Source organism: Streptomyces sp. NPDC004658 (genome assembly GCF_040609555.1).
Lineage (GTDB): Bacteria > Actinomycetota > Actinomycetes > Streptomycetales > Streptomycetaceae > Streptomyces.
In genome coordinates this window covers 1-18093 of sequence record NZ_JBEXKG010000152.1, presented here as the reverse complement: position 1 = coordinate 18093, position 18093 = coordinate 1, and the positions used below count along the sequence as shown (strand labels likewise).

Genomic DNA, 18093 nt, shown 5'->3' with positions numbered 1-18093 from the left:
GGCCGCCCGCCGCGGCGGGCGGCCCGCTCGATCGTGCTCTTTTCCCGGATCTCCACCGCACTTGTGCTCCAGTTCCAGAGGAAACGCATGCAAACGCCCCACCCCTTCCTCCACCGCGCGGCGACCGGCCGCCCCTACTTCAGCGCCGACGGCGAGACCTACCTCGCTCCGACCCCCCTGCGCGACCTCCGGAAGACCCAGCCGCTGCGCGTGCTGTCCGAGGAGGACTTCGCCTTCTGGCAGACGTACGGCTACGTCGTCGTACGGGAGGCCATCACGCCCGGCGAGGCCAAGGCCCTGCTGGACTTCGCCTGGGAGTTCCAGGGACTCGACCCAGACCGCCCCGACACCTGGTACGAGGAGCCCGAGTTCCGCTCCGAACTCGACCGGCACCTGTTCATCTACGGCTTCGTCGAGGCCTACCACCACCAGCTCATCTGGGACAGCCGGCAGAACCAGCGCGTCTACGACGCCTTCGTGGACGTCTGGGACAGCCCGGAACTGTGGGTCACCCTGGACCGCCTCAACCTCAACCCGCCGAACAAACTCACCCGGTCGCGCTCCCACATCGAACCCACCGACGAGGGCTTCGACATCGAGCTGCACTGGGACGTCGACACCACCCTCGCCGTCCTGCCGCAGCGGGTGCAGGGCATCATCGCGCTCACCGACACCCGCCCCGAACTCGGCGGCTTCCAGTGCGCGCCCGAACTCTTCCGCCGCTTCGAGGAGTGGCGTCTCACCCAGCCGTCCGGCCGCGACCCGGTCCGCCCCAACACCGACCGTGCCGAGTTCCCGGTGGTGCGCCCCGAACTCCAGGCCGGCGACCTGCTGATCTTCAACGGGCTGCTCGCCCACGGCGTCGCGCCCAACGTCTCCGACAACGCTGTCAGAGCCGTCCAGTACCTGTCGATGATGCCCGCGCTGGAGGAGCACACGGCCCTGCGCGACTCCCGCGTGGAATCCTGGCGCACCCTCGCCACCCCCGACTGGAACGCCACCCTGCTCGGCGACGCCCGCGAGCCCGAAGCCCTCCGCTACGGTCCCGCCGAACTCAACGACCTGGGACGCAGGCTGCTCGGCCTCGACCCCTGGGCCGCCGCGGAAGGTGCCCGGTGAACCGCGTCTGCCTCACCCTGCCCACCAACCGGGCCTGCTCCGCCACCCTCACCGCCCTGCACGCCGAAGCCGCCTACGCCGCCCGGCACTTCGGCGCCGACGTCCAGCTGCTCGTCCTGGACTCCGCCGACGACCGCACCCGGGCCGAGCACGCCCGCACGCTCGCCGCCCTGCCCGCGCACCAGGGCGTGACCGTCCACCACCACGACGAGGCGGCCCAGCGGGACCTCCTGCGCCGGATCATCCGGAAGGCGGGCCTGCCCGAGCCGGACCGCCTGCTGCACCTCATGCTCCCGCCCGCCGTCTCCTACGGCGCCTGCACCAACCGCGCGTTCCTGCTGGCCACCGCCCTCGGCTGCGACTCGGTGCACCGCCGCGACTCCGACAGCACCTACCAGCGCCACGCCGGGCAACCGGTGTTCCCCGTCCACCACGAGCTGCCCTGGCTCGGCCGCCCCGCCGCCGAGGCCGCGGCCGCCGTCACCCGCACCGACCTCATCCCGGCACTGGCCGACCGCCCGGTCTCCCTGGCCGGAGCCTCCTTCATCGGCGAACTCTCCGTGGACCTCGGCGAGATACGACGCCTGGACGAGGCCGTCTACCACGACGTGGTCGGCCTCTGGGCCCCCGGCGACTGGCCGGAGGACCGCAGGCGCGCCCTGGTCGAGGAGTCCTTCACGGGCGCGGGCACCGCCCCCTTCACCGGGGACCACTCCACCCTCACCGTGGTCGACCCCATGCGCGTCGACATGTGCAACATCGCCTTCGACCGCGCGGTGTACGAGCGCGTCCCCCTCCCGCCCGCCACCGACACCATCGGCAGCGACTACTTCCTCCTCCACCTCGTCCATGACGCGGGGCTGCCCGGCATCCTGCACAACCGCCACATCGAGAACTTCCACACCCCTGAACGCCGCACCGACACCGGCTTCCCGGCCTACCAGCGCCGCTTCGTGAAGTTCCTGCTGTCGATGCTCTACTTCCACGCCGTGTACGACCGGATGGCGGCGGAGGGCGCGGGGCTGCTGGACGAGCGTCAGCGGGTCCGGCCCGAGCGGATCGTGGAGTTCCTCCGCGCGAGCACGGGGCTGGACCGCTCCGAGAACATCTGGCGCCTGGACCGGGTGGACACGGCGTACCGCAAACTGGGCGGCCGGTACGCGGCGTTCGCGGACCGACTCGCGGCAGACCGGGCCCGGTTACTGGACGAGGCCGAACAGGACATCGCATCCTTCGCGGACCTGATCGAGGCCTGGCCCGCACTGATAGAGGCGGCCCGGCCATGAGCGCCCCACAGGGGCGCGGGGCCCCGTCCGACATGCGGCTGCCGCCGCGTGGGCGCGACCAGCCACGACGGAGCGGCAGCCGCACGACGGACCACCTCCACTACGACCTCACCGGCATAGAGCACCAATACGACACCCTGCTCGCCGAGTTGCCCGGCACCCGCATCCGCTTCGCACTCAAGGCCTGCCCGGTCGACGACGTCCTGCGCTGCCTGACCGCCAGAGGCGCCGGCTTCGACGCGGCGAGCCCCGCCGAGATCGAGCAAGCCCTCCGCTGCGGTGCGGACCCCGACCGCATCCACTACGGCAACACCATCAAGTCCGACCACGACATCGCCGAGGCCCACCGCCTGGGCATCCGCACGTTCGCCACCGACAGCGTCGAGGACGTCACCGCCGTCGCCGCGCACGCGCCCGGCGCCCGCGTGTTCTGCCGCCTCGCCACCAGCGGGGACGGCGCCCTGTGGGGCCTGAACCGCAAGTTCGGGTGCGCACCGGACGACGCCGTCCGCGTCCTGACCACGGCCCGCGCCGCCGGCCTCGTCCCGGCGGGCCTGTCCGTGCACGTCGGTTCCCAGCAGATGACCGGCGAGGCCTGGCAGCAGGCCCTGGACACCCTCGCCGGCACCCTGACGGCGCTGGCCGGGCAGGGGATCGCACCCGACCATGTGAACCTCGGCGGCGGGCTGCCCGCGCTCGGCTACCTCGACCGGCGCGGCAACCCCCTCGACCCGCCGCTGGACAAGATCTTCACCGTGCTGCGCGAGGGCATGGAACGCCTGAACGCGCTGGCCGCCGCGCCACTCGACTTCGTGCTGGAGCCGGGGCGCCACCTGGTCGCCGACCACGGCGTGATCCACGCCCACGTGGTGCGGCTGACCGAGCGGACGCAGCCGGACGGCCGACGCGCCCGCTGGCTGTACCTGAGCGTGGGCAAGTTCAACGGCCTGTACGAGATGGACCAGGTGACCCACCCGCTGGTCTTCCCGGGGCGGGAGACCGAGGAGCACGTCCCCGCGATCGTCGCCGGACCCACCTGCGACAGCGACGACGCCTACGGCGGCGGCCGCCACCCGGTGCGCGTGCCCCGGTCCGTCGGCTCCGGCGACCCGGTCCGGATCCTCTCCGCCGGCGCCTACGCCGGCAGCTACATGACCCGGGGGTTCAACGGCATCCGCCCGCTGCCGACCGTGTGCACCCGTGGGCAGGAAGGACACCACTGAGATGACAGGTCTCATACGCGGCATCACCGAGGCCGACTGGCCCCAGGTGGCCGCCCTAGAGGCCGCGGCGTACGCGGACACCTCGCTCACGGAGGGCGAGGCGGGCCTGCGGTCCCGGGCCCGGGCGGGCACCAGCTTCGTCCTGGAGGCCGACGGCCGGATCGCGGGCTACGTCCTCGCCCTGCCGTACCCGCGGTTCCAGTGCCCGGACCTGACCCGCCCGGAGCAGGTCGCCCACCACGCCACGAACCTGCACCTGCACGACCTGGTCGTCGGCGCGCCCCTGCGGCGCCGGGGCCTGGGTACCCGTCTGGTCCGGCACCTCACGGACGCGGCGCGCGCCCGGGGCTTCGCGACCATGTCGCTGGTCGCGATCGCCGGCAAGGAGTCCTTCTGGCGGGCCAACGGCTACCGCCCCCACCACGAGGCGCGCGTGCCGGACGGCTACGGCGGCGGCGCGGTGTACATGTCGGCGCAGGTCGCCGTCCTGCGGAAGGCGAGCTGATGGCCGCACCCTCCTTCCGGCGCGCCAAGTGGTCGATCGCGGCCCTGTTCTGCTTCCTCGGCTTCCAGTACGGCACCTGGGTGTCCCGGCTGCCCGCGCTGAAGGCCCGGCTGGACCTGGGCGCCGGCGAGGTGGGTCTGCTGCTCATGGCCTGCGGGGCCGGCGCGGCGGCCTCCTTCCCGCTGGTCGCCGTCCTGATGCGGCGGCTCGGCTCCCGCCTGCTGTCCCTCGTCTCCGCCGCCGCCCTGATCGCCGTCCTGGCCGCCCTGTCGGCCGTTCCGGACTACCCGCTGGCCCTGCTCGCCGTGTGCGCCGACGGCGTCGCGGTCGGCTGCCTCAACGTGGCCATGAACGCGCAGGGCGCCGCACTGGAGAGCGCCCACGGGCGTACGGCCATGTCCCAGCTGCACGCCACCTTCAGCGGCGGTCTGCTCGCCGCCGCCCTGCTGGCCTCCGGCGTGACCACCCTGACCGCGTCCGTCCCGGCCCACTTCGGCGTGGCCGGTCTCCTGTTGCTGCTCCTGCTCGCCGGCGCCCGGCCGGGCCTGCTGACCCACCGGGAGCCGGACCCCGCGGCCCCGGACGGCGCGAAGCGCCGCGGCCGCCGCGGCCTGCCCTCCGGAACGACCCTGCTCATGGGCTGCGCCATGGCGTTCGGCACGATCACCGAGGGCGCGATGAACGACTGGTCGACGCTCTACATGAAGGACGTCGTGAGGGCGTCGGCGACCGTCGCCCCGCTGGGCATCGCGGTCGTCTCCGTGATGATGCTGCTGGCCCGGGTGTGCGCGGACCGCTGGCGCACCCGCTGGGGCGACGGTCGCGTGGTGCGGGCCGGCAGCGCGGTGGCCGCCGTGGGCCTCGCCCTCGCGCTGCTCGCCGGGGGAGTGGTGCCCACGCTGCTCGGCTTCGCCTGCGTCGGGCTCGGCGCGGCGGCCGTCACTCCATGCGTGTACGTGGCGGCGGCCGCCCGCGGCGCGGACGCGCTGGCGCTGGTCGCCGCGATGGGCACCACGGGCCTGCTGGCCGGCCCCGCCCTGATCGGCTTCGTCGCCGGCGCGACGGACCTGACCGCGGGGATGGCCACGGTGGCGGCCTCCGCCCTGATTGTGACGGCGACCGCCTTCCGGATCCCGTGGCGGGCCCCCGCTCCCGAACCGGAACCGGTCGGCTGAGGCCCGCCGGTCCGCTCGTCGGTTCCGCGTGACCGCCCCGGGCCGGCCGTGCGTCGCGGGGGAGATCTCTACGCTCTTCGGCGGCGGCCCGGGGCGCGTGACGCCGAGTTCTCCTCCCAGGGGCTGTGCATCCGGGCGGAGTCCAGCAGGTGCTCGCCGTAGAGGTCCTGCAGCCAGTTGCTCTGGTAGATGGTGTCGAGGTAGCGCTCGCCGAGGTCGGGGGCTATCGCCACCGCCGTGAGGTCACGGGTGCCGTGCCGGGCCAGCCAGTCCGTCGCGGCGCTCACCACGGTCCCCGTGGAGCCGCCGAACAGGAAGCCCCGCCGGGCCAGGCGGTGACAGGTGCGGATGGTGTCCGCCTCCTCCACCCGGACCACCTCGTCCACGTACTCCTCGTCGAGCAGCGGGGGGCGCATGCTCATGCCCAGGCCCGGGATCATCCGGCGGCCGGGGGTGCCGCCGAAGGCCACCGAGCCCACGCTGTCCACGGCGACGATCCGGACCGGCCGGTGCCACTTGCGGAAGTAGCGGGCGCAGCCCATCAGCGTCCCGGCGGTGCCCGTCCCGACGAACAGCACGTCGAGGCGGGGGAAGTGGACGGCGATCTCCGGTGCCGTCGTACGGAAGTGCGCCCGCCAGTTGCCCGCGTTGGTGTACTGGCTGAGCCACACGTAGCGGTCGTCGGAGGCGCACAGCGAGCGGACGTATTCGAGCCGCGTACCCAGGAAGCCGCCGTTGGCGTCCAGGTCGGTCACGACGTGCACATGGCTGCCGAGGGCTTCCATCAGCAGTTTCGTCGACAGGTTGCACCGGGAGTCCGTGACGCACAGGAACCGGTAGCCCTTGCTGGCGGCGATCATGCTGAGCGCGACGCCCAGGTTTCCGGACGAGGACTCCACGAGAATGGAATCCGGGGTCAGGGATCCTTCCCGCTCGGCGCTCTCCACCATCTCCTTCGCGGCCTTCAACTTGATGGAGCCGGCGAAGTTGAAGCCCTCGCACTTGAGGTAGAGGCGGTGTCCGAAAATCGACTCTAGATCGATGAAGAGACTTCCTTCGTTGAAGGCGTGGGGAGCGGAGATGACGGGCACGGCAGGCCTCCTGGTCCCTGGGCTGAGGGCAACGGCCTCAGCCGTACCGGCGCAGATCGTGGAAGAAGTCGTCGATGAGGCGGAGTTCCCCCGCCCGGGCCACTTGGTCGTAGACGTACTTGCCGACGGCCAGGTCGAGGACGCCCAGGCCGAAGGGCGAGAAGACCACCGGCTGGTCGTGGGGCGGGGCGGCCCGTCCCTGGAGCACGTCGTACAGGGTCCCGTTGAGGAAGTCGCGGTTCCCGGTGCGCTGCTCGACCAGGTGCGGGGAGGTGTCCGCCTTCAGGCAGTGCTCCACGTCGTCCACGAAGTTGGCCGAGGCGAGCAGGACCTCGGGCGCGAGGTCGCGCAGCGACACGTGCAGCACCAGGGGGTTGTGGCTGAACCAGCCCGGGTCCGTGACGTGGGGCCGGCCCGCGACGGTGGCGAAGACCACCAGGTCGCTGGAGCGGACCAGGTCCTCGGCGCTGTCGTGGACGGTGACCTGCCCGGTGGCGCCGGCCTGGCGCAGATAACCGCAGAACCCGGCGGTGCTGTCGGCGGACACGTCGTGCACGCCGACGGCGTCGAAGGTCCAGCCGGAGCCGGCCAGGAACGTGTGGATGTACCGGGCGATCAGGCCGGTGCCGAAGAACCCGACGCGACGGGGACGGCTCCGGGTGCGGCTGAGCCAGTCGGCCGCCAGCGCGGCGGAGGCCGCGGTCCGGGTGGCGCTGATGACGGAACTCTCCAGGCACGCGAACGGGTAGCCGGTGTCGTGGTCGTTGAGGATCAGCACCGCGGAGGCCCGGGGCAGCCCGGTCCGCACGTTGTCGGGGAAGCTGGAGATCCACTTCAGCCCGTCCACCCGCGCCGAGCCGCCGATGGAGGCGGGCAGCGCGATGATCCGGGCGGTCGGACGGTCGGGGAAGCGCAGGAAGTACGAGGGCGGGTTGACCGAGTCCCCGGCGCCGTGCAGCCGGTAGGTGGCCTCCACCAGGTCCACCAGCTCCTTCTCGCGCCCGCCGAGGGCCTGCTCCACCTGCTTGCCGGAGATCACCGCGAAGGAGGGCACAGAGCCCGGTTCGGGCGTGTCCGGTTCGGTGGCGGTCGACAGCATGTCGGTCATCGGTGGCTCGCCTCCCCCGTCGGGCAGGAGTCGGCCAGGCGCCGCGGCTCGGCCATGCCGACCAGCACCTGACGCTCGCCGGTGTACGCCTCCCGGCTGTGCGCGGTGGCGATGTTGTCCACGAGCATCAGGTCGCCGGCCTGCCAGGGCTCGCGCCGGGTGTGCTCCTCGTAGGTGGCGTTCAGGAGCTGGACGACGTCCTCGCCGATCGGGCTGCCGTCGCCGTAGCGGGTGTTGAAGGGCAGGCTGTCGGCGCCGTACTCGTCCACCAGGTACTCGCGCACCTCCGGGGCCAGCGTCCACTCGTTGAGGAACGCGATCTGGTTGAACCAGCACCGCCTGCCGGTGACCGGGTGCCGTACGACGGCGCAGCGGCGCTGCTCGGTGCGCAGGGACCCGTCGTCCTGCCAGTGGACGTCGATGGCGTTGGCCCGGCAGTAGCGTTCGATCTCGGCGCGGTCGCCGGTGCCGAACGACTCCTCCAGGGACGCCCCGATCTCCTCGTTGTAGCTGCGGGTCAGCAGCCAGCCCTCCCGCTCGAACCGCTCGGTCAGCTCGGCGGGCAGGGCCTGGAGGACCTGCGCGGCGTCGGCGACCGCGGTCGCCCCGCCCTGCTCGGGCGCGGTCAGGCAGGCGAAGAGCAGCAGACCGGGCACCTCCAGCGGGTAGCTCAGCTCGTGGTGCATGCACATCGGCTGGTTGGCCGGCCACGGCGTGGAGGAGTACAGGCCCCGGCCGTGGTCCTGCCGGGGGGCGAAGGCCTCCCGCTCCGGCATGAGCGTCCCGGCCAGCCGTGCGAAGACGGCACCGACCTGGTCCGCGTCCTTCAGGGCGAGCCCGCGGACGAGCAGCGCCCCGTGCTCGGTGACCTGGGCCCGCAGCGCCTCGCGGTGTTCGGCCGCCCAGCTCGCGGGGTCGGCGGGCCGGTCCACGCGCAGCAGCGCGGGTCTGTCCGGCCGCAGCTCCACGTCGAGCGGTGCTGCCAGGGATGAGGACGGCATCTCGGTGTTCCTTTCGGTCGCCCGTCGCGTGGACGTACGGGTCAGGTGGAGGCCAGGGGGACGGCCGCGCTCAGGACGGCGCGCGCGGCCTCGGCAGGCCGGGTGCGGAGGAAGTGGTGACCCCCGTCGGCCAGTTCGTGCAGGTCCACGTGCTCGGCCAGCAGCAGCCAGTCGCGGTGGCGGTCGGCGTGGCCGGCCGTGTGCGGGTCGTCGGCGGCGACCACCACCGAGACCGGCGCGGACAGCTTCGAGGGCGGCGGGGTTTCAAGGAGGGCCTGGAAGTAGCGGTGGGCGCCGACGCAGTCGTGCCGGTAGGCGGCGCCGATGTGCTCGGCGTGCCGCGCGTTCAGTTCGGCGAGCTCGGTGTAGCCGCTGTCCGCGGTCAGCCGCGCCGCGATCTCCGCGTCGCTCAGGCCCGTCAGTTCGGCGACGGCGGCGGCCCGGTCCTCGGCGGTGCCGAGCAACTGCGCCCCGAGGAACACCCGGGTGACCCGCACACCGCGCTCCTGGAGCGTCCTGGCCGTCTCCAGGGCCGGTGCGGCGCCCGACGAGTGGCCCCACAGCATGACCCGGGTCAGGCCGCGCGCCGTGATCTCGTCGGCGACCCGCGCGGCGACGTCCGCGATCGACGCGAACGGCTCCCGGTGGGCCGCCAGGTCGTGACCGGGCAGGTCCACCGCGAGGACCGCCGGACCGCTGCCGGCCAGCGCCGCCGCCATCGGGCGGTAGTTCACCGCGTTGCCACCCGCGTACGGGAAGCAGACCAGCGCGCTCTCCGGCGTGCCGTTCGCCTCCGACAGGGGCTGGAGCAGCTCCGGGCGCTGCCGGGCGGCGCCGTCGAGGAGGGCGGCCAGGTCGGCGAGCACGGGATGCCGGGTGATGTCCCGCAGGGAGACCGCGCGGTCCAGCGCGATGCTGAGCTTGACGGCCGACAGGGAGGTGCCGCCCGAGTCGAAGAAGTGGTCCGTGCGGCCGATCCGGTGCTCGGGCACGCCCAGCAGCTCGGCCCAGGCGGCCGCCAGCCGCCGCTCGGTCGGGCTGAGCGCGTCCCGCTCCGCCCGGTCCGCCGCGTCCGGTTCGGTGCCCGTTCGCGCGGCCTCCGCGGTCAGGGCCTTGCGGTCGATCTTGCCGTTGGCGGTCAGCGGCAGGCTCTCCCGCCAGTGGAAGGCCGCGGGGACCATGTAGGCGGGCAGGGCCGCCGCGAGCGCCTCGCGCAGCACGTCCGGCTCGTGGCGCCGCCCGGTGTGGAAGGCGATCAGCTGCGTGTTGCCGCCTCCCCGCTCGACGACGACCACCGCGCCGTCCCGCACCCCGGCCACCCGCAGCAGGGTGTTCTCGATCTCGCCGATCTCGATCCGGAAGCCGCGGATCTTGACCTGGCTGTCCCGGCGGCCCAGGAACTCCAGCTTGCCGCCGGGGTGCCAGCGTCCCCAGTCGCCGCCCAGGTACAGCCGCTCCCCGGGCCGGTACGGGTCCGTCCGGTACGCCTCCCGGGTCCGCTCGGGATCGTTGACGTACCCCCGGCCCACGCAGACGCCGGAGAACGCGATCAGCCCGGGAGCGCCCAGGGGCACCAGCGCCAGCTGCTCGTCCACGACGTACACGCGCACGTTGTTGACCGCGTGCCCCAGCAGTACGCGGTCGGGTACGCCGTCCAGCACCTCGTGGTTGGTGTCGTCCGAGGTCTCCGTCAGTCCGTAGGCGTTGAGCAGCCTGATGCCCGGCTGGAGCGCGAACCAGCGCTGCACCAGCTCCCGTTTCAGCGCCTCGCCGGTCACCGACACCCACCGCAGGTCCGGCAACTCCCGCGGGTGCTGCTCCAGGTACGAGACCACGACTTCCAGGTAGGAGGGCACGAGCTGGGCCACGGCCACCCGGCCCCGCACCAGCGTGTCGACGAACCGCTCCACGTCCACGACCACGTCCTGGCCGATCAGCAGGGTCCGCCCGCCGACCAGCAGCGCGGACACCAGCTGCCACAGGGAGATGTCGAAGCACTGCGGGGCGGTCTGCGCCACCACGGACCCCTCGTCGATCCCCAGGTCGTCGATCTTGGCGTACAGGTGGTTGAGCAGGCCCGCGTGCTCGCACATCGCGCCCTTCGGCTCGCCGGTGGAGCCGGAGGTGAAGAAGATGTAGGCCAGCTGGCCGGGGTCCACCCGCACCCCGGGGTCGTCGTCGGCGTGCGGCTCCGCGTACGCCGTCTCCACCGGCAGCTTCTCGACGCCCGGTACGGTGGCCAGCGCCTCGTCGAGGGTCTCGGTGCTGCCGGACTCGGTGAGGACCAGCCGGCACCCCGCCCGCGACAGCGTCGCCGCGATACGGCCGGCCGGGAAGTGCGGCTCGATCGGCAGATACGCCCCGCCCGCCTTGAACACCGCCAGCGTCGCCGCGAGCCAGTCGAGGTTCCGTTCGGTGACGACGGCGACCACGTCCTCCCGGCCCAGCCCGCGGGCCAGCAGCGCCCGCGCCAGCCGGTTGGCCCGCGCGTTCAGTTCCCCGTACGTCCACTCCCGCTCGCCGTGCACCGCGGCCACCGCCCGCGGATGCGCCCGCGCCCGCTGCTCGAACAGCTCGTGCGCGCGTGCGTCCGGCAGCGCCCGGTGCGGCCCCGCCATCCCCTCCAGCTGCTCCCGCACCTCCTCGGCCGACAGCAGACCGTGCTGGGCGTGGTCGGCGTCCGGATCGGCCGCCAGCAGCCGCAGCGCCTTCAGGTGGTAACCGCCGACACGGTCCGCGCTTCGCGCGTCCAGCACATCCGTGCGGTACCGCAGGCGCAGGCTCAGCCGGCCGCCCCGGTCGCGCCAGCGCACATGCAGCACACCGTCGTCGGCGTCGTCGGCATGGGCCTCGGCCTCCTCGGCACCCATGGGGCCGAACACAGCCTCGTACGACGGCTCGGTCAGCCCCATCTCCCGCCGCAGTTCCGGCACCGGGAACTCCCGGTGCGCCAGCACCTCCGCCTCGGCGCGCTCGGCGGCCGACACGAGGTCCCGCCAGGACCCCGGGGGCACGGTCAGCCGGCACGGCAGCGGCTCGCCGCGCACTCCGGCGGTGTACCCCGTCACCACCTCCCGCTCGCCGGACAGCGCGGCCAGCACCTTGGCGTGCGCCGCCAGCAGCAGCGCGCTCAGCGGCAGCCCCGACCGCCGCACCAGCGCGCGCACCGAGGTCACCACGTCGTCCGGGACCGGGGTCTCCTGCTCCGACGTTCCCGGAACCGGCTCCTGGACCCACCGCGGCACGGCGGTGCCGCCGCCTGCGGTCAGCACACGGCTCCAGAACTCCCGGTCCGTCTCCACGGCTTCCACGCGCGTTCCCATCGAAATCGCCTTCCTCACCTCGTGACGGACGCGCGGGCGCCGGTCGCCTGCAGGGCCCGGGCCGTGCCGCCGGGCCGGTTGCCGGCTCCCGGCATGTCCACGGCCGGGTTGCCGCCCCAGTGCGCGTTCGGGGGGACTTCCTCGCCTTTCATGAGGAAGGAATCGGGTGCCAGCACCGAGCCGTCGCCCATGGTCACGCCGTAGTGCACATGGGCGCCGACGCCCAGCGTGCAGCCGGCGCCGAGCGTGCTGCCGTCGGACTTGAACGTGCCGTCCTCCTGGGAGTGGCACTGGATCTTGCTTCCGGCGTTGAGGGTGCACTCGTCGCCGATGGTGGCCAGGGTGCGTTCGGTGATGTAGCAGCCGTCGTCGAACACCCGGCGGCCGATGCGCACTCCCAGGAGTCGCCAGACCAGGGCCTTGAAAGGCGTCCCGTTGAAGATGTTGAGATAGTGGCTCGGCATTTTCCACACGCGTTCGTGCCACCAGAAAATCGGGTGGTAGATGGAACACAGTTGTGGCGTGAGCGCCCGGAACCTCGTCAGGCAGCGCTCCACGAGAATGTAATATCCGGTGGAGAACGCGAGCGTCATGGCAAGGTAGAGGGCGATCACCACGTGCCCGACGACGCCGTACAGGTCCACGGAGACGAGTCCGAACAGGGTGAGCGCGAAGACGAGGAACCAGCGCATGCCCAGCATCAGGGCCATCGAGCGCAGGTTGTAGCGGTTCTTCGCGCTGAGGTGGCGGCTCAGTTCGTCGCCTTCCCGGAGATGGTCGAACCGGGCGTCCCGGTCCACCGAGCGGGGAATCTCGAAACACGGTGAACCGAGCAGTCCCACGCCTTCCCGTACCTCGCCGTCGAGGGGAATCATGACCTTGGTGGCGAGCAGGCAGTTCTCACCCGTCCTGCCGCCCACGGGATAGGCGATGTTGTTGCCCAGGAAATTGCGCGGACCGATCGACACCCGGGACACCCGGAAGGACGTGCTGGAGTAATCCGCGTTGATGACGGAGAGCCCGTCGGCCACCATCGTGCCGCTGCCCACCGTGACCATGAAAGGCGTCTCGTGCTGCATCTCGGTGCCGAAATTGGATCCGGTCTGCTCCACCCGTGACAGGTCGTAGCCGAGCCCACGCAGATAATGCACGATGTACGAACTGTCACCGAAAAGCCACGCGAAGAACTTGATGTTCGTCATGCGCGCCGCCGCCCGGTGCAGCGTGTAGTGGAATCCGTACAGCGGATAGACCCGGTCGGGTTTGACGAACACACCCATCAGGCGGGGAACGGTGTACAGCACGACGATCCCCAGGACGAGGAAGCCGCAGAACAGGACCAGTGAGACGGCGAGCGCGTCCGGAATCAGTTCCGGCCGGGTCAGCACCGCCGTCTGCGGATCGAGCCGCTTGCCGATCGCCGGGACCTCGGTGAACAGCATGTACACGCCGCCGAGGGTGAGCGGCAGGTACAGCAGGAGCGTCTGCAGCAGCGTGAGCGCACCGAACCAGGCCCGCCGCACGGTGCCGCACCTCGCCGGCGCGACCCGCAGGTAGTCCACCTGCGCGGGCTCCGCCGGGGAGCCGTGCCAGCGCTCCCCGTCCGGCACCGCCTGACCGGTGTGCAGCGCGGAGGAATGGCCCAGTTGGGCGCCGTCGCCCAGCGAGGTGTCGATGTCCAGGACGGTCTTCTCACCGATGTACACGTCCCGGCCCAGCGTGACCCGGCCGGTCTGGATCAGGCCCGCGTGGGCCCGGTAGCAGAGGAAGAACGCGTCCTTGCGGATCACCGTCCCGGCGCCGACCGTCAGCAGATCGGTGCAGACCGGGACGGTGCGGGAGAGGATCGTGACCCCCTTGCCGATCCGCGCGCCCAGCGCCCGCAGGTACAGCACGTACAGCGGGGTCCCGACGAAGAACACCATCGGATTCGCGTGCAGCAGCACCTTCACGAACCAGAAACGCAGATACGCCGCTCCCCAGACGGGGAACTCACCAGGTTTCCAGCGGCCGACGAGCAGCCATTTCGCGATGACCGGAAATACACACAGGGCGAGGAAGCCGATGCCGCCGAACAGCAGCGACCGTATATAGATGCCGACGAAGCCGGAACCCGCGGCGATCCACTCGTACCCGCGCGCGGTGACGAATCCCCAGACGAGGGAATACACCAGGAAGATCAGCAGCTGGGCCGTCCCGCACAGCACATGGTGGGCGCGGCTCGCGCGCCTCACCGGAACGGGCGGCGCCGCAGGCTCCGGCGAGGGCGCGGGAGTATCGGCGGCACCGGCCTCGACGAGGGCAGCCGTCAGGCTCCGAATCGTGGGATGCCGGTAGATGTCCCGCATGGACGGCGAGGGAAGATCCGGGTTTTTCCGCAGCCGCGCGCAGAACTGGGCCATCACCAGGGAATTAGCGCCGAGATCATTGAAGAAGTGACTCTCGGCGGGAACATGGTCGGTGCCCGTGAGCTCTGCCAGAGTTTCCGCGAGTTTCCGCTCGGTCTGCACCCTGTCGGACCCGGTGTCGCTCAGGGTGACGGCAGGGTGGTCGGGCCGGGATATGGGGACCTCGGAGGACTGCTCCACCATTACATCTCCTGAGGACGTATGGATCGCCAATGGCCGGCCGGACGATTCCTGATCAGGAACCATCGGTTTCAGTCTGGCGAGGTGGACAGCAGCCTGCCACTTCGCATCGACCCATTCGCTCCGCCCGGGAGCGCCGTTGGCTCGGAATTCCTTGGTTTCCGCGCCGCACGCCCCGCGCAACGCTCACCCGAACGGCTGCCCTCCCCGTCGTCCCACCCATCCTCCAGAGCGCCGCTAGTCCCCGTTGCCACTCTCCCCTCGGCTCGCAGCCGCGGGTCCAGTCGGTCACCGTCCCCCTCACGAAGCGAGGTAGAGCTGATGCCTGAAGGCCGCGTCGACACTCACCACCACGTGCTGCCTCCCGCCTACCGGAACTGGCTGATCGAGAAGGGCCTGTACAAGGCGCGCCCCGTGCCGTGGAGCGTGGCGCGCACGCTCCGCATGCTGGACGACCACGGCATCCGCACGGCGATCGTCTCGACGGCCCCGATCGGGCTGCGGCTGGACGCGGACGACCTCGCCCCGAAGGCTCGCGAGGTCAACGAGTTCACGGCCGAGATGGCGAAGGACTACCCGGACCGGTTCGGATTCTTCGCCACCCTGCCGCTGCCCGACGTGGACGCGGCGCTGGAGGAGATCCGCGTCGCGTACGACGAGCTGGGGGCGGACGGCGTCCTGCTGCCGACGAACGTGCACGGACGCTACCTCGGCGACCCCGAGTTCGAGCCCGTCTTCGAGGAACTCGACCGGCGCGGCGCGGTGCTCTTCACCCACCCGACGGGCGTCGGCGGGACCCCCGCGCCGGGCATCCCGTCGTATGTCGCGGACTACCTCCTCGACACGGTGCGCACGGCGATCGACCTGGTGCGCACCGGACGCACGGTGCGGTACCCGAACGTGCGCATCATCCTCTCGCACGGCGGCGGCTTCGTGCCGTTCGCGGCCCACCGCATGGCCACCGCGCCCGCCACCTGGGGCGACCTCAGCACGGCGGACGTCGTGGAGCAGATGCGCTCCTTCTACTTCGACACCGCCCTCACGGCCAGCCCCTCCAGCCTGCCCAGCCTCCTCGCCTTCGCCAAGCCGGGGCACGTGCTGTACGGCAGCGACTGGCCGTTCGCCGAGGAGGAGATCCCCTACTACAACGGCTTCCTCGACACCCACGACATGACGTCCGAGCAGCGCGACGGCATCAACCACGCCAACGCGCAGGCGCTCTTCCCCGGCCGCATCAAGGACTGACCGCAGCAGCGGGGCCGGCCCGGCCCCGCCCCACCGAGGGATTTGCCGATGACCACCTTCCATTCCGCGGCCGCCCGGAAGTACGTCCTGCTGCCGCCGGGCGCCGGAGAGAGCCTCAGCATCTTCGGCAACAGCTTCTCGATGAAGCTGAGCGGCGACGACACGGACGGTTCCCTCGCCATGATCGAGGCCGTCTTCCCGCCGGGCGGCAACGCCCCGCCCCACCTGCACCGCACCCACACCGAGGCGTTCTACGTGGTGAGCGGGCACTTCGAGGTGCTGACCGGCGACGAACTGATCGAGGCCGGTCCCGGCGCATTCTGCTACGCACCGCGCGGTGTACCGCACGCCTTCAAGAACATCGGCGACGAGCCGGGCACGCTCCTCAGCGTCATCAACCCGGCCGGATACGAGAACCACTTCCGGGAGATCGACGCGATCCCGCCGGGGCGGGCCACCCCCGAGGTGCTCAAGGAGATCTTCGACCGCTACGACCAGGAACCGGCCTGAGCACCGGCACCGGTCCAGCACCGACAGCGACCTGGAGAGGAGGCTTCATGGACAACCGGCAACTGGGCAGCGGGGGACCGCGGGTGTCCGCCCTCGGCCTGGGCACCATGGGCATGGGCGGTTCGTACGGGCCCGCCGACGAGGCGGAGGCCGCGGCCACGGTACGGCGCGCCCTCGACCTGGGCGTCACCCTCGTCGACACCGCGGACTTCTACGGCCCCGACGGGGCCGGCGAGAGAATCGTCGGCACGGCACTCGCCGGCCGGCGGGACGAGGCGGTCATCGCCTCGAAGACGGGCATGGAGGCCGTACCCGGCGGCCCCCCGCGCGTCAACGGACGGCCGGAGTACATCAAGACGCGGATCGACGCCTCGCTGCACCGGCTCGGCACCGACCGCATCGACCTGTACTACCTGGCCCGCGTCGACCCCGACGTCCCCGTGGAGGAGTCGGTCGGGGCGCTCGGCGAACTGGTCGCGGCGGGCAAGGTCGGCCACATCGGCCTGTGCGAGGTCTCGGCCGCCACCGTGCGCCGGGCCCACGCCGTGCACCCGGTCGCCGCGGTGCAGACCGAGTACTCGCTCTGGGAGCGCCACGTCGAGGCGGGGATCCTGCCCACGCTCCGGGAACTCGGCGTCTCCCTGGTCGCCTACCGGCCCCTCGGCAGCGGATTCCTGAGCGGCGACCTGACGATGGACAGGCTGGCCATGGCGGACTTCCGGCGCAACGACCCCCGGCTCCAGGGCGACAACCTCTACCGGAACATGACGTTCCTGCCGGTGCTCTACGAACTGGCCGAGAACAAGGGCGTCACGCCGGCGCAGCTCTCCCTCGCCTGGCTCCTCGCCCAGGGCGAGGACGTCATCCCCATCCCGGGCACCAAGCGCCGCACCTACCTGGAGCAGAACGCGGCCTCCGTGGACATCGAGCTCACCCCCGACGAGATCCAGGGGCTCGCGGACGCGGTCCCCGCCGCCCTGGGCGAGCGCTACCCCGCGCCCCTGCTCAGGACGATCGACGTCTGAGGCCCCCGCTCCCCTCCCGCCGCCCGGCGGAACCGGAGGCCGTCCGTCATCCGCGCGGGCGGCCTCCGGCGCATCGTGCCGGCCGCCGGTCACCGTCCAGGGCGGTTCGAGACCGGCGCGAGCCGGGCGGCCCAGCCTCTTCCCGCGCGGCGCGGAGCGTCCCGCGCCCGTCCCCACGGCCCGAAAGGAAAGCTGCCATGAAGGTCAAGCACACCACCGTCGTCCGGGCGCCCGTCGCCCAGGTGCGCGAACTGGTGGCCGACGTCCGGTGGTGGCCGCTGCTGTTCGAGAACATCGTGCACGCCGAGGTGCTGGAACGGTCCGCGCAGGGGGACCGGCTGCGGCTGTGGGCCGTGGACGTGGACGCCGCCTTCGCGGCAGCCGCGTCGGCCGGCCGCGACACCGCGGCCGCTCCCGGCGTCGTCCGCGACTGGACCGCCCGCCGCACGTTCGGCGGGACCGAGGCCCCCACCATCGCCTTCCGCCAGGAGGCGCCGCAGCCGCCGCTGCTGGCCATGGGCGGCACCTGGGAGTTCCGCGCGGTGCCGGGCGCGGACGCCTGCGAGGTGACCCTGACCCACGAGGCGGACGCCGACGGCGGCACGGAGGAGCACCCGTGGATCGGCCCCATGGTCGACGCCGCCACCGAGTCCCAGCTCGCCGGCCTGCGGACCGCCGCCGGCCTGCCGCAGGGCACCGCCGACGCCGTGGCCGACCTCAGCGCGTCCGCGGTCCTCCACGCACAGGCCGCGCCCCCCGTGGACGTCGTCGCGGACCTCCACGCGCTGCCGCCGCTCGCGGTAGGCCAGCTCGCAGAGCTCATCTGCAAAGCCCCCGTTGTGTAGCGGCCTAGCACGCTGCCCTCTCAAGGCAGTAGCGCCGGTTCGAATCCGG

Annotated in this window: 14 protein-coding genes; 9 read left to right on the top strand and 5 right to left on the bottom strand. The window is 72.1% G+C overall.

Going from position 1 to position 18093, the window contains the following annotated elements; all coding sequences use genetic code 11:
* Window positions 1–87: 87 nt before the first annotated feature.
* Genes ABZV94_RS33510 through ABZV94_RS33490 form a run of 5 tightly spaced genes read left to right on the top strand, consistent with a single transcriptional unit; the run spans window position 88 to window position 5308 of the window.
* The gene (locus tag ABZV94_RS33510; protein ID WP_356347198.1) at window positions 88–1119 is read left to right on the top strand and encodes a phytanoyl-CoA dioxygenase family protein; all 1032 of its coding nucleotides are present in this window, start codon (window positions 88–90) and stop codon (window positions 1117–1119) included.
* Window positions 1116–2405, top strand: a complete 1290-nt coding sequence (locus tag ABZV94_RS33505) for a DUF6271 family protein (RefSeq protein WP_356347196.1) — start codon at window positions 1116–1118, stop codon at window positions 2403–2405. The genes ABZV94_RS33510 and ABZV94_RS33505 overlap by 4 nt, the downstream gene beginning before the upstream one ends.
* A 32-nt stretch (window positions 2406–2437) precedes the next feature.
* Window positions 2438–3628, top strand: a complete 1191-nt coding sequence (locus tag ABZV94_RS33500) for a type III PLP-dependent enzyme (RefSeq protein WP_356347200.1) — start codon at window positions 2438–2440, stop codon at window positions 3626–3628.
* A gap of 1 nt (window position 3629) precedes the next feature.
* The gene (locus tag ABZV94_RS33495; RefSeq protein WP_356347194.1) at window positions 3630–4133 is read left to right on the top strand and encodes a GNAT family N-acetyltransferase; all 504 of its coding nucleotides are present in this window, start codon (window positions 3630–3632) and stop codon (window positions 4131–4133) included.
* Window positions 4133–5308, top strand: a complete 1176-nt coding sequence (locus ABZV94_RS33490; protein ID WP_356347192.1) for an MFS transporter — start codon at window positions 4133–4135, stop codon at window positions 5306–5308. The genes ABZV94_RS33495 and ABZV94_RS33490 overlap by 1 nt, the downstream gene beginning before the upstream one ends.
* A 68-nt stretch (window positions 5309–5376) precedes the next feature.
* Here ABZV94_RS33490 and sbnA read toward each other — a convergent pair whose 3' ends face one another.
* Genes sbnA through ABZV94_RS33465 form a run of 5 tightly spaced genes read right to left on the bottom strand, consistent with a single transcriptional unit; the run spans window position 5377 to window position 14422 of the window.
* The gene (sbnA, locus tag ABZV94_RS33485) at window positions 5377–6399 is read right to left on the bottom strand and encodes a 2,3-diaminopropionate biosynthesis protein SbnA (RefSeq protein WP_356347190.1); all 1023 of its coding nucleotides are present in this window, start codon (window positions 6397–6399) and stop codon (window positions 5377–5379) included.
* 37 nt (window positions 6400–6436) lie between these two features.
* Entirely contained in the window at window positions 6437–7507 is a 1071-nt protein-coding gene (sbnB, locus tag ABZV94_RS33480; protein ID WP_356347188.1) for a 2,3-diaminopropionate biosynthesis protein SbnB, read from the bottom strand.
* Window positions 7504–8508 (bottom strand): TauD/TfdA family dioxygenase, encoded by a 1005-nt coding sequence (locus ABZV94_RS33475; RefSeq protein WP_356347186.1) that lies wholly within the window; start codon window positions 8506–8508, stop codon window positions 7504–7506. The genes sbnB and ABZV94_RS33475 overlap by 4 nt, the downstream gene beginning before the upstream one ends.
* A gap of 41 nt (window positions 8509–8549) precedes the next feature.
* Window positions 8550–11831: an amino acid adenylation domain-containing protein gene (locus tag ABZV94_RS33470; RefSeq protein WP_356347184.1), complete on the bottom strand. Its 3282-nt coding sequence runs from the start codon at window positions 11829–11831 to the stop codon at window positions 8550–8552.
* Window positions 11832–11845: 14 nt separating this feature from the next.
* Complete coding sequence (locus tag ABZV94_RS33465) at window positions 11846–14422, bottom strand: Pls/PosA family non-ribosomal peptide synthetase (RefSeq protein WP_356347182.1); 2577 nt, start codon at window positions 14420–14422, stop codon at window positions 11846–11848.
* A gap of 318 nt (window positions 14423–14740) precedes the next feature.
* On the opposite strand from ABZV94_RS33465, the gene ABZV94_RS33460 reads away from it, so the two are divergent.
* The 4 genes from ABZV94_RS33460 (at window position 14741) to ABZV94_RS33445 (ending at window position 18044) form a co-directional block, all read left to right on the top strand.
* Window positions 14741–15664, top strand: coding sequence for an amidohydrolase family protein (locus ABZV94_RS33460; RefSeq protein WP_356347180.1), 924 nt, complete (start codon window positions 14741–14743; stop codon window positions 15662–15664).
* A 48-nt stretch (window positions 15665–15712) separates the two neighbouring features.
* Window positions 15713–16174 carry a cupin domain-containing protein gene (locus ABZV94_RS33455; RefSeq protein WP_356347178.1) on the top strand — a complete coding sequence of 154 codons (462 nt, stop codon included), beginning with the start codon at window positions 15713–15715 and terminating at the stop codon, window positions 16172–16174.
* A 47-nt stretch (window positions 16175–16221) separates the two neighbouring features.
* The gene (locus tag ABZV94_RS33450) at window positions 16222–17199 is read left to right on the top strand and encodes an aldo/keto reductase (RefSeq protein WP_356347176.1); all 978 of its coding nucleotides are present in this window, start codon (window positions 16222–16224) and stop codon (window positions 17197–17199) included.
* A gap of 197 nt (window positions 17200–17396) precedes the next feature.
* Window positions 17397–18044 carry an SRPBCC family protein gene (locus ABZV94_RS33445; protein WP_356347173.1) on the top strand — a complete coding sequence of 216 codons (648 nt, stop codon included), beginning with the start codon at window positions 17397–17399 and terminating at the stop codon, window positions 18042–18044.
* Window positions 18045–18093: the final 49 nt, after the last annotated feature.